General features: G+C 38.2%; 10 protein-coding genes. 4 read left to right on the plus strand and 6 right to left on the minus strand.

Features of this window, described 5'->3' with window-relative positions; all coding sequences use genetic code 11:
- Nucleotides 1-75: 75 nt before the first annotated feature.
- Nucleotides 76-2,328 (minus strand): response regulator, encoded by a 2,253-nt coding sequence (locus tag BTO23_RS17180; RefSeq protein WP_105064128.1) that lies wholly within the window; start codon nt 2,326-2,328, stop codon nt 76-78.
- 227 nt (nt 2,329-2,555) lie between these two features.
- Here BTO23_RS17180 and BTO23_RS17185 point away from each other — a divergent pair, with 227 nt between their 5' ends.
- Entirely contained in the window at nt 2,556-3,089 is a 534-nt protein-coding gene (locus BTO23_RS17185; protein WP_061004186.1) for a DUF3332 domain-containing protein, read from the plus strand.
- Between the two features lie 82 nt (nt 3,090-3,171).
- On the opposite strand, the gene BTO23_RS17190 is transcribed toward BTO23_RS17185, so the two are convergent.
- Nucleotides 3,172-3,618 (minus strand): DoxX family protein, encoded by a 447-nt coding sequence (locus tag BTO23_RS17190; protein ID WP_060992757.1) that lies wholly within the window; start codon nt 3,616-3,618, stop codon nt 3,172-3,174.
- Nucleotides 3,619-3,758: 140 nt separating this feature from the next.
- Here BTO23_RS17190 and BTO23_RS17195 point away from each other — a divergent pair, with 140 nt between their 5' ends.
- A complete protein-coding gene (locus BTO23_RS17195; RefSeq protein WP_061004184.1) occupies nt 3,759-4,649 on the plus strand; it encodes a LysR family transcriptional regulator in 891 nt (296 codons plus the stop codon).
- A gap of 72 nt (nt 4,650-4,721) precedes the next feature.
- Here BTO23_RS17195 and BTO23_RS17200 read toward each other — a convergent pair whose 3' ends face one another.
- From BTO23_RS17200 to BTO23_RS17215, 4 genes are all read right to left on the minus strand, one after another.
- Entirely contained in the window at nt 4,722-6,689 is a 1,968-nt protein-coding gene (locus BTO23_RS17200; RefSeq protein ID WP_061004182.1) for a GGDEF domain-containing protein, read from the minus strand.
- A complete protein-coding gene (locus BTO23_RS17205; RefSeq protein ID WP_105064129.1) occupies nt 6,686-7,849 on the minus strand; it encodes a sugar ABC transporter substrate-binding protein in 1,164 nt (387 codons plus the stop codon). Before BTO23_RS17205 ends, BTO23_RS17200 begins: the two co-directional genes overlap by 4 nt.
- Before the next feature lie 135 nt (nt 7,850-7,984).
- Nucleotides 7,985-8,584: a response regulator transcription factor gene (locus BTO23_RS17210; protein ID WP_060993268.1), complete on the minus strand. Its 600-nt coding sequence runs from the start codon at nt 8,582-8,584 to the stop codon at nt 7,985-7,987.
- An 18-nt stretch (nt 8,585-8,602) separates the two neighbouring features.
- Nucleotides 8,603-10,429, minus strand: a complete 1,827-nt coding sequence (locus BTO23_RS17215; protein ID WP_245922134.1) for a sensor histidine kinase — start codon at nt 10,427-10,429, stop codon at nt 8,603-8,605.
- A 190-nt stretch (nt 10,430-10,619) separates the two neighbouring features.
- Here BTO23_RS17215 and dsrO point away from each other — a divergent pair, with 190 nt between their 5' ends.
- Both dsrO and nrfD read left to right on the plus strand, forming a co-directional pair.
- Nucleotides 10,620-11,396: a sulfate reduction electron transfer complex DsrMKJOP subunit DsrO gene (gene dsrO, locus BTO23_RS17220; protein ID WP_023604227.1), complete on the plus strand. Its 777-nt coding sequence runs from the start codon at nt 10,620-10,622 to the stop codon at nt 11,394-11,396.
- Nucleotides 11,393-12,463 (plus strand): NrfD/PsrC family molybdoenzyme membrane anchor subunit, encoded by a 1,071-nt coding sequence (gene nrfD / locus BTO23_RS17225; RefSeq protein WP_105064131.1) that lies wholly within the window; start codon nt 11,393-11,395, stop codon nt 12,461-12,463. Before dsrO ends, nrfD begins: the two co-directional genes overlap by 4 nt.
- Nucleotides 12,464-12,468: the final 5 nt, after the last annotated feature.

Consider the following 12,468-nt stretch of genomic DNA (forward strand, 5'->3'; position numbering starts at 1 on the left):
TTGTTCAGGAAAAAGATGAGTGGCTAAATCTAAAGCATTACTATCATATTCTTCTACTTTATTTTTCAGATCCTGTCATTCTTGTCTACTTATCGTAGTTTTCTCTTTTTGAGCACTTCCTGTCGCCAGCAAAGATAATTGCTCAAAGAATAATAAATACTCAGCATCACTCTGCGTAAGTAGTTCCACAATATCACTCTTACTACTATAAGTTGCGCTTGATTCAACTTGCTGTAAAAGTGCAGCAAGCTTACGACCACCTAAATTTGCAGTCATACTTTTCAATGTATGTGCAGTACGCTCAAGTAACCCCATATCACTTTGTTTCAAAGCAGATTGAAGATCACCCAACATTAGCTCAGCGGTTTCCATATAGCGTTTAATTAAGCGCTGTAATAAATCAGGATCATTATTGCTGTACAGCATTGCATCATCTTTAGAGAATGTAGACTTATAGTGAGATTGCTCATGACCCGAAGACGTTGAAGTAAAAGACATATCCAATGGTAACCCATCAAAAGCATTAGCAATATGTATCGCTAGTTTATCAAACACAATCGGTTTCTCGATAAAACTAATAAAACCACACAACATTGCTTTGTGCTTTATTTCTGGTAACACATTAGCAGAAAGGGCAATAATAGGCGTTGTTATATTTCTTTTACGGATTGCTTCTGTCGCTTGGTAGCCATCCATTATTGGCATCTGAAGATCCATTAAAACCAATGCATAAGTATAATTATCAATATACTCCAGAGCCTCTTCTCCATGATTTGCAACATCAACACGTAAATTCAATTTCGTTAACATCGCCGTCGCAACCTCTTGGTTAAACTCATTATCTTCAACGAGTAATACACTTTGCCCTTCAAACTCAACAACAGCGCGTTTCCCATCGTCATGATTTTTCGGCTTTATTTGCGTTAAGCTTTTTAACAATGTTAATTTAAAATAAAATTCGCTACCTTTACCTAACTCACTTCTTACTTCAATGAGTCCTCCCATTGAGGAAACCAAATTTTGGCTAATGTTTAAGCCTAACCCTGTTCCACCAAAACGTCTTGTTGTCGAACTATCAGCTTGAGAAAAAGCGGTAAATAAATCATCAACTTGTGAAGGAGTCATGCCTATTCCTGAATCAATAATCCGAACGACAAACGTAGCATCTGTATCGGTTGACTTAATAGCTGAAAGGTAAATAATCACTTTGCCTTCAGGGGTATTTCCTGCTAAGTTTAGGATGACTTGATATAACCTTAGGGGGTCTCCTATTAGTGTCATACTCAAGGCTTCGTCTAATATTATCTCAAGTACAAGCCCCTTCTCTTGTGCCTTAATAGATAAAATATCATTTACGTCATCTAGCGTATCTGATAATAAAAAAGGGATGGATTCTAATTGTAATTGACCAGCTTCAATTTTTGATAAATCTAGAATATCATTAATAATCAACAATAAAGATTCAGCCGAACGGTGAACCTTTCTAATATAGTTAGCGACTATCGGCTTCTCAACCTCTTGCAAAGCGAGATAAGACATCCCTAGAATAGCATTCATTGGTGTTCGTATTTCATGACTCATATTCGCCAAAAAATCAGATTTTGCTTTACTGGCCTCATCAGCTGTTTTCTTTGCAATTTCGAGTTGAATATTAAGCTTCCTTAATTTTCGACTCCAAATAAAAATCGCAATAAGAATAAAGGTGGAGGAAAAACCAATGGTATATACTAATTCATAATCTACTTTTTCTATTAACTTTGGAGCACTCCATTTAAGTAAAATACGTTTTTTTTCTTGTTCAGAAATTGAACTTACTACATTATTAATAATTGAATATAGTTCAGGCTCAGAATCTAATACGTGAAAAGTAGGACTTATTTTTTGCTCAAGGCGACCAACAAGATCAATACTTTGATACTCATTAGTTGAAATTAAATAATTTAGAACATGAACGGTATCAATGACCCCCATAACTTCTTCATTATTAACAAGTTCAAGTCCTTCTTCTGTATTATCAACGAGCACCCAACTAATATTTGGGTATCTTTTTAAAATTTCTGGCGTATTTGCCCCATTACGCAAAATACCTATCGTCCAATTCGTTATATCACTTAACTCAACACTGTGAACATCAAGATTAGAAGCAAGAGCAAGTTTATTTGAAAAAAGAGGATCTACTGGATGATAAGAATAACTTAATGTATTGTTTTCTACTGCAGCTGAAACTAACTCTACCTTCTCTTGAGAAATGAGATCTTTTGTTTCAGTCCAACTATCTACAACTTTTGGGATAATCTTAAGACCCGTTTTATTCTGAATTAACTGCAAAAAATATTGACCTAATTATTCATTAAATATAGAAGACATATCAGTAATAACCATTAATTTCTTTCGTATTTATTCCCCTTCAATAAAGCATTCAAAACCAATTTTTTATTTGACATATACATCAGTTAAATCTTAGTTGGCACAAAATGGTAAGTATTGTTTTATAACGAAAAGCATAATAGCTCCAAGAAAACACACCACTGATTACTTACTTTTGGAACTAAATTATGAAAAAAACACTGATTAAAACTGCAGGCATCATTATTCTAGCGACAACATTAACCGGTTGTATTGGTAGCAATGCAGTAACAGGGAAAGTAATGAAATTCAATGTTGAGGTAGTTGATAACCGATATGCTAGGGCTGGGGTTAATTTACTTCTTGCGCCTGTTTACGGTATCACGACTGCGGCTGATTATGTTTTATTTAACTCATTAGAATTTTGGACAGGTAAAAACCCAATCTCTGGTAGCCCACATATTTTTGATTCAAAAACTGATACTCATTTTAAAGTAAATGATGAATTAGACCCATCATTGCGTGATGCGCCTATTGACCCATTAGTGAACCAAAGAACTATTTCTACTGGTGAAATGCAAAAAATCGACAACAATACCATTCAAATGGACATCACTTATAACACGGGAGAGACTGCTATTTTACGTGGCGTGCGTGATGGAGAAAATGTAAGTTACTATATTGATGATAAACTTATCTCTCAAACAACCATAGCTCAATTAGAATCTCTACAGCAGAGTTAAAATAGACGAGATATATTCAAAATAAACCATGCACTAATAATAAGATAGAGCATGGTTTTTCATTACTTTTAAAACAACTATGTTACTTTACAATTTTACTTTCTAACCACTTATCTAATGCAACTTTACCAGAACCAGATAACATCAATGATGCACTTGCAGCCAATAATGCCAAACCAAACTCATAGCCGCCATCAGACATAAATAAACCATTAGGCAAGTGTACGCTTACAATCGCAATCAACATCGTAAATGCAAGTACAAATGCAGAAGGACGAGTTAATAGGCCTAATAGTATAAATAACCCACCAAAAAATTCAGCACTACCAGCCAAAAATGCCATTGCCACACCAGGTGCTAATCCTATAGATTCAAAAAACTGACCTGTACCTTCCAAACCATAACCACCAAACCATGCAAATAATTTCTGAGCACCATGAGCCATAAAAATGATACCAACAGGAATACGAAGAGCAAGTGCGCTAAAACCAGCGTTCGATGATAATAATTGAGCGATTTTTTGTTTCATAATAATGTCCTAAAGCGAATAGATTTTAATGAGGTTCCCCTCTTAGTTGTGAGTCAGTATAAATATGTTACCCTCAAAGAAAATTGGAACAATTTGAGTAAGTAGTTCAATTTTTTTGAACATATAAAATAAGGACATATATGAACTCTCTTATTACCCTAGATGCTTTACGTGCATTAGATGCTATTGACAGAAAAGGAAGCTTTGCTGCAGCTGCTGAATCATTATTTAAAGTACCATCGGCACTCACTTACACTATAAAAAAACTCGAAGAAGACCTTGATGTTGCTTTATTTGATCGCTCAAAACAAAAAGCAAATCTAACTCCAGCAGGCAAATTAATTTTAGACCAGGGTCGAGAGATTTTAATTGCGACAGATAAACTTGAATCAGCAGTGAAACAATTAACTTCTGGTTGGGAAAGAGAAATAAAGATAGTAAGAGACACTATTATGCCTCTTTCCCCTCTTTTAGATACCATTCTTGAGTTCAACAAATTAGAACAAGAAACAGAGATTACCGTTTCAGAAGAATCGCTCAGTGGAGGTTGGGATGCTCTGCACAGTAACCGTGCCGATATTGCGATCGGAGTTTCTGACCATTTACCAAAAGGCGAATATCAGATCACTGAAATTGGACGTGTGGACTTTCTCTTTGCAGTAGCGAAACATCACCCGCTAGCACAATTAGAACGAACCATTGAAACTGATGATTTACTTAAATATCCTTCAATTATTGTCTCTGATTCTTCACTTTTATTGCCGACACGCGATACTGGGTTGTTTAAAAGTAAACAGCGAATTCGTTTTCATACTATGCAAGCAAAAATACAGGCACAACTAGCAGGCGTAGGCACAGGATTTTTACCAAGGCATTTGATTCAATCTTATTTAGATTCTGGTGATTTAGTTGAAAAAACATGTGCAGTACCAAGAGTTAATCCACCTTTATTTATTGGATGGCATAAGAGTAACGACGGAAAAGCATGTGAATGGTTTGCAAGAGAATTGGCACTTAGAAAATGGCTGTAGTGCCTCTTAATGTGCCATCTTTATTGCTATTTTTTACAATCAAACTTGTCGTAATACAAACAAACTACCTGTTTAGACATTCAGATAATAAGCTTTCTTATCACGATACATATGCTCATCTGCAACCGTGAACATCTTAAATAGTTCAGTATTATCAGAGCATGACCAACCGATGGAATAATGGGCTTCATAGTTGGCGCCCTCTTTATCAAAGAAAGTTAAACTCTTTTGATGTAGCTGTAATTTCTCAGCTAATGACGTACATTCTTTCCATGTCATGCCTTTAGTTAACAGAGCAAACTCATCTCCACCTATGCGATAGAAGGCCTCGTTCTGTGTTAACTGTTCTGAAATATGTCGACTACATGTCCGAATTAATTCATCACCTAAATCATGCCCATATTGATCATTAATCGCTTTTAGTCCATTAACGTCTAAGATGAACAACCCAAAGTTCCATCCCGCTTCAGTGTCTCTATAGCGCTTCTGATAGTGCGCTAAATCTTCATCGAATGCTTTGCGATTACCGCATTTTAATAATGCATCACTTCGCGCTACATCCACCAACTCTAACCAAGAGGAAAGCTGTTTAACAAAAAGCTTAAACACTAACTGATGCTCTTCTAATTGAGGTGTTGATATAAAACGCAGACTTGCAAGTAATTTATCCTTACTCGACAATATCTGTATTCCAAAATGATCACCTAACGGCTTAAATCTCAATTCCCATTGAATATCAGGGAAAAGCTGCTGCAGTTGCTGCTCTACTTTATCTGGTAAATTACGATAACTCAGCGTCTTATATATTGAACCGAATTCAATCACAGCTGCTAAATTATTTTTATTTAGCTCTTCTCTCTGCAAAGCGTCACTAATTTGAGCAGTCTGTTTAGTAACCTGAACTTCTAATTCTTGGTTAAAACTAGACAGTTTTTTATTATTCAGCTCTATTAACTCTTGAGATTTATTAAGCTCATTATTGGTATTTTTTAATTCCAGCAGTTGATTTTGAATCGTGACTCTCATTTTACTGAGAACTATCGCCATTCGATTAAACTCTGTAAATTGGAACTGCTTTTCTTTTGGCTCTTGATTTGATGCATAGCTGAAAATTGTTTTTTCTATCTCAAGGAATGCCTTTGATATCCAACGAGTTATCCCCATTGCGATGAAAAGAACAGTTACAAATGTCCAACCAATCACAGTAAATAACGCAACTAGAGTCGATTTCATCTCTTTTAAACGAGAAAAATCAGAAAACTGATAAGAGATATCTAGCTTTAATGGCGATGAAAAAAACGTATTATTTAACACAAACAAACGGTCAATACGGTCACTGTCGCTAACTTCTGGAGTTATTTTAAGCTTCTCTCCCACATGCTGCTTAACACTGAAGCTTTCGTCTTTAAGTAGAAAGTGTTGGAAGTGCTTTTCAATCGTATCAAATGAAATCAATACCACCACATAACCAGATGCGCGATAGCGGCCAGAGCCTTCTAAATTATATGGCAGCATTGGAGTAACTAAAGCAACCCCATTAGAGGTTGCTATCCCTTTAATCAAATTAGGCTCAGTGTAAAATCTCGCAGCCGTTAATCCTTGTTCATACACCGATTTATTTTTGCTAATTTCTTGTAATAATTTACTATTTTCAAAATAATATGAGCGCCCGTTTAAATCATACAACGGCTCCCAATCATCATTTAATATATAAACACTATTAATTAAGCTGGATAGCTCACTAAAGCGCGTAAGGTTATGCATTACTACGCTAGAATAGAGAATATTATCAAGCGCTTGAATGTTAAACCGGTCACGAGATAACCAATTTAAACTTTGTTGAATGCGATCAAACTCAACCACGATCTCTTGGGCTATCGTCGATACTGCATTTTGTATTTGTTGTTCTTTTTGATTTAACAGTTTTTCGCCAATACTGTTCGTCAAAAAATGACTAATAAACAGCAGCGGGACTAACGTAGTAACCAACAAAACGTAGGTGAATACTTTACGTAAACTTAAAAATGGACGACGGATCATTCCTCCTCCACTTTTTTAGAGTATCGGTCTATTAAGTTTTCGATATATTCCATGGTTTCCTTTTTTGGCATACCATCAGAATGTCGGGATGCCCCTCTTGCTAGCGCTTCCCAAATAAAAGAAACACGTAAGCTCGTCGGTATAGGTTGTGAACGTAAATATTGCTGATACACAGAATACATCACCGTTTTATCTGGTGACATTGAAGCGTGATTCACTTTCGCAGAAGCGGAAATATATTGGTGCTCATTAATCAGTTGAGTTAGGAATTTCTCATCTTGGGAAATCAACATTAATTGTTTAATCATTTCTCTTTTTTCTGGATTTTGATAACCACCTTTTGTGATGGTTAGTACTTTACCAGCAGATAATGATTTCATTGGAACACCTTGGTAGCTAGGTAACGAAGTAATACCAAGATTGTCACCAAACGCTTCTGTTAAGCTATTTACAGCCCAATCACCATCAATTAAATAAGATGCCTTACGATCGATGAATGGTTGGCGTCCGCATACATTACTGCATTCGACACCAATATGGTTAAGCGTTGCCATATCATGATAAAACTGCAAAGTATCCATGCTTTTTTCATCATCAAAAACAATTTGATCAAACAATATCTCAGGATGAAATAGACTAAAAAACGCTGAGAAGAAATACATATCTTTCACGCTAAAAGTAATATGAGTTTTGCTTGGTTCTTGTTGTGAGAATGCTTGCAGTTGCTCCCAGCTTGTTATTGGTTCTTTAATTTTGCTTTTATCATAGAAAAGCATGAGGTGGTTTCCGAGAAATAGAGGTAATCCCATATACTCATTACCCACCATTGCACTTTGTTTTGCTACGGTTTCAAGTTGGTCTTCTTTAATCCATTCTTTTGGGATGGTTTTTAAACCAATAAATCGGTGTAACCCTAAGAAATCAGAAGGAACCCATGCCACATCTGGCATGTAGTTTTTTGAGCGTGATGCTAATAGCAATTCGGCTTTCATTTCATCAATAGAAAACTTACGGATCATCAATTGATTACCCGTTCTTTTTTCGAATTCGTCTGCAAGTTTTTTATCAACGTTATCCCCGAAGGCACTCCAGAATTCAAGCATTCCTGCTTCAGATGAGAACGAGACAATAAAAGTAATTAATACGAGGAATTTACGCATGACAGTTAAATAATATCTATTTGAAATGAAAAGAGAGACACAAGCTTCCTATCTATGTCACGAACCGATAATTATATCAGAAAAAAAAGCAATTAACGTTGGCTACCCACAAATGGTCATACCACTAACATCCGGTTATACATGTATTTTTGCATACGTCATAACGAGATCGGCAACCGTCTCAGCATTCAGTTTCTTCATTAAACTAGAGCGATGTACTTCTACCGTACGAACCGCAACAAATAACTCTGCTGCAATCTGTTGGTTTCGTTTTCCAGCTACAATTAAATGCAAAATTTCAGATTCTCTTTCGGTCAATGAACCCAGCACTTTTTTACGGTTTTGTTTATCATAAAGACTTAAAGAGGCCGTCATTGCTTTATGAATAGCTAACGCTAATTGCTCACCATCGACGGGTTTTTGAAAGAAATCCACCGCCCCTAACTTTAGAGCATCCACCGCCATTGGTACGTCACCGTGTCCGGTTAAAAATATCACAGATAATGGACTTTGCTGTTGATTAAGTACTGTATGCACCTCTTGGCCACGAAGGATAGGCATACGGCTATCAAGCACCACACAACCGGGCTTCATTACATCCACATTATCAATAAAATCTTGTCCATCGTTAAAAGAAACAACAGTAAAATCATAACCTTCCAACATGAAGGTTAATGAATCACGTACAGATTCATCGTCATCGACAACATACACTGGTACTACTAATTCAGACATTAACTTCCCATTCTTTTTTTATTTAGTAATGAGTGTACTTAATCGTGGCAATATTACTGTGACACAGCACCCTTGTGGTGATGCGGGTTCCAATAAAAATTGCCCTTGATGCGCTTCAATCACATCACGACAAATCGCAAGTCCTAATCCTAATCCATTTTCTTTCGTGGTAAAGAACGCTTTAGATAACAGTTCGCTATCGTCCTCAAACCCTATTCCATTATCTTGTATTGTGAGCACGATATTAGAATCATCACATTGTGTTTCAATATGAATGTGATGGGTAACACTGCCTTTTTGTTCTTCGCGTTGCATACAAGCATCAGCGGCATTATTAAGTACATTGAGCAGTACTTGTTGTATGCCTACCCCATCTCCCAATAAAAGACACGGTTTAACTGCATTGTTTCGCGTCAGGTGAATTTTTTTCTTTTGAAAGTCGTACTCTAATAACGTTAAGGTATCGCTAATGATGCCATTAATATCACATTCCGCTTTTTCTATTTGGCGCTTATTAATCAGTTTACGTAACCGCTGCACAATACTATCAGCGCGAATGACTTGCTGCTCTATTTTCTCTAAAACGGGAATTAATTCTTGCGCTGGCAGTCCTTTTTTAAGGCGTAACAATCCCCCTTGGCTATAATTACGGATTGCAGCTAATGGCTGATTAATTTCATGCGCCAAACTGCTTCCTAGCTCTCCAACAATACTCACTCGTTGAGCGTGTTCTAGCATCGAATTTTTCTCTTTTAAACTATGAAGCGTATTTTCTAGCTCACGTTTACTGCGACTGAAACGATATTCCAGCAAAAAATGATAACCATTAAGTGAAATAACTAAGATAAATAGCATCCATCCCCATTGTTGATTCTGCTTTAGCCACGATACAGCTTCTTGCCACCACGGCTTTTGCAATGGGTGCATATCCAAACCTTGATACAATTTATCAACTGAGAGCTGGCTAATGGGTGATGTCCAACCCAACGAATTTGCAGCAAGCGCTGCAGACTCATGACTGGGTAATGATAACAAAGCTCTGGTGATCGGCTTGGCTAATCGTTCATCTCCTTTCCCTGTTTTAGCAAATGACCAGTTTGGGTAGAGCGGCGTTGAGGTGGCGCAAGAAAAATCGTCTGGTGCGATATTATTGATCACTCGATAGTTAGAGGCGTCAATCAATCCCTCTTTGTTCATTCTCTCAATTAAACACACAGGTACAATCGCACCATCAATATGTTTATCACGTAATTGATAAATTAAAGCATCTAACGGGAACCCTAAAAATTGCGTATCTGAAAAGTACGTTGATTGACTTAATCCGAGTTTATTAATCTCAAATCGTAACGTCAGATACCCCCCAAAGGCATTTTCATCGACCGCTGCTAAGGAGTGTCCACTTAATGATTCGATGGTCGAAAATGATGAATCGTTACGGACCACTAACGCCGAGCCAATCGCATGGGTGGTTCCATTTTTACGAGTGGTGTTCGCACTGCTTAATGTCGCAAGCCAAGAGAGTGGGTATTGTCTGCCTAATCGTACCGCTTGACCGGGGTTGGTGATAACAAAATCAACGGTTTGATTCTCGACCACTTGTTCCATTTGTTGAAGCGTAAAAGGATGCAAAACAAAATGAGTATTAGGAACGCGTTCACTCAGCCAATCCATCGTCGGTTGCCAACGATTTTGTGCTTCAGCCCCACCACGGGTAGCCAATACACCAACATCAACATTAACGGTTTGCGCTTGAGCAAAGACCGCATGAGATAACAACAAACACACACACCCTACCCACAGCGATAGACTGATTTTACGACCCTGTATTTGCCATCCATTGCTCATTATCTTTTCGCTCTTATTTGAAATACTTGCCAAGAATAACAACTTCTGTTTTTTTCCCAACTCTTTTTCTTGTTTTAGATCAACTCACCTTACGCTATGTGGAAAACCACAATAGGCGGCACTGACTTAATTCTTAATAATCCGTTCATATTATGAAATGCACTCTAACTCCTAACCAAAAAGGTGTTTTATGGACAATACCAAACGTCGATTTCTCAGTCGTCTTGGCACCCTTACCGCAGGCGCTGCGATTATTCCTGTCGCTGGCGCAGGCACATTATCAGCCAATACCATTATCCGTAATAATAACCAACCAGACCGCAAAGGCATGGTGGGTAAACGTTACGCGATGGTTGTTGATTTACGAAAATGTGTTGGCTGCCAAGCCTGTACCGTGGGTTGTTCCATCGAAAACCAAGCACCTATTGGGCAGTTTAGAACAACCGTAAAACAATACGAAGTCACGCTAGATAATGGCGATACTGAAGTTCAAAACGTCAAATCATTCATGTTACCGCGTTTGTGTAACCATTGTGAAAATCCCCCTTGCGTGAAAGTTTGCCCAGTTCAAGCGACCTTCCAACGTGAAGATGGCATTGTCATGGTGGATAACGAACGCTGCGTAGCCTGTGCTTATTGTGTTCAGGCTTGTCCTTACGATGCCCGCTTCATTAATGAAGAGACCTTAACCGCTGACAAATGCACCTTCTGTGCTCACCGCTTAGAAAAAGGCTTATTGCCCGCTTGTGTCGAAACCTGTGTAGGTGGCGCGCGTGTGATTGGTGATTTGAATGATCCAAGCAGTGAAATTGTGCGCTTAATGGCAGAAAACCAAGCGGACATCAAAGTACTAAAACCAGAAGAAGAAACACAACCGCATGTGTTTTATATCGGCATGGACGAGCGCTTTACGTCTCACATTGAGGGCAAAGCCGCGATTTATGATCCAAAAGGAGAAAACGCATGAACATCACTGAAGTTTTAGTTCAACCACAAGCAACCGCGTGGCTTCCGTGGGCCGTGCAATATTTCTTATACATTGGCTCTGCTTACGCTGCTGCTATTTTGTTTTTACTGAGCTTGGTATTTCAACAATTTACAAGCCATAAAATGCGCTCTGCATTGGTATTAACCCTCGCGATTGGCGCAATTGTTGGCCCGTTAGCGTTAACCGGTGATCTGCATCAACCAGGTCGTGCTTGGCATTTCTTCTTCCATCTTACGCCTTGGTCTTGGATGTCTCTTGGATCGTTATTCTTGCCTCTTTTCTCAGGGCTAGCAGTACTCACAGCATGGCTATATTTACGTGATGACATTGCCCAATTGAAAAACAGTACCAATCCAATCGCAAAATTAGTGGGCTTACTCACTCTGGGTGATTGGAAAATAAGTGCCGTACAAATGAAAATCATCGCGGCGATCACAGTTTTATCAGGGTTAAGCATCGCGCTTTATACGGGCGCTGAAATTGCGATTGTAGAAAGCCGTCCATTATGGAATCAAGCCGCTTCTCCTCTGCTTTGGTTTATCACCGCTTTCTTAGGTGCGATTGGTTTCTCTGCAATTTTATTGTGGCTGTTCCCATCAGAAAATAACGACGTCATGAAGAGCGGGGATTTATCTCTCATCAAACGCGTGATGACATTAAGCTCACTGCTCGCTTTTATTCTTATGCCGCTTTGGGCTTCAAATAATCCGTACTTTTCATTGTACGAAAACAGCGATTGGATCACTCGGTTAAGCATTGTCAGCATGGGTTTTGTCCTTTGTTTTATTGTGGCTCAAAACATCAAAAAACTGCATCGACTGAGTTTCGCTGTGATTGCATTAACGACCTTGTGTGCGAGCTTTTATTTACGTTGGGTTACCATGATGGATGTACAAACCATACCAAAATTTGATGTGGGTGCTTACCCATACGAACTGCCAATGGGCGGCTCTGGGCTGCTGGGCATTATTGGTATGTTTGGCTTATGGATGGCGTTAGCGCTTGCTGCATCTGAACTCATCAACACAACAAAATCAACCAAGTAAGGAAT

It is taken from the genome of Aliivibrio sifiae (genome assembly GCF_002954715.1).
In the GTDB taxonomy this organism is placed as follows: Bacteria; Pseudomonadota; Gammaproteobacteria; order Enterobacterales; family Vibrionaceae; genus Aliivibrio; species Aliivibrio sifiae.